Origin of the sequence: Dorea amylophila (assembly GCF_025567265.1) — a bacterium.
Taxonomy (GTDB): Bacteria; Bacillota; Clostridia; order Lachnospirales; family Lachnospiraceae; genus Dorea_A; species Dorea_A amylophila.
In genome coordinates, this window is record NZ_JAOQJW010000048.1 from 1 (window position 1) to 343 (window position 343).

The window sequence follows — 343 nt, forward strand, 5'->3', positions numbered from 1 at the left end:
TGGTGGCGATGCGCTTGAGGGTAACACCCGTTCCCATCCCGAACACGATGGTTAAGACTCAAGCGGCCGATGGTACTTCACTGGAGACGGTGCGGGAGAGTAGGTGGCCGCCAAATTTAAAAAAAGAAAAATAATACTTAAGATAAAACTGGTTTTACCAGTGATCAGAGTTTTAAACATTGTTTAGAGTTCTGATGACTGATAAACTTCAGTCAAAATTGAACAGATGCGGAAGCTCTAAGGAGAAAAAAGCATCTCTATGTACCTTGAAAATTGCATATAAGAAATAGAAATGATAAGATTTTTAAATATCTTAATCAAGACATCCGAGGTAATTGTTATA

Annotated in this window: 1 rRNA gene; it reads left to right on the top strand. The window is 38.2% G+C overall.

The window, feature by feature from the left end:
- Positions 1-116 (top strand): 5S ribosomal RNA (gene rrf, locus OCV72_RS16455).
- The last annotated feature ends 227 nt before the right edge of the window (positions 117-343 follow it).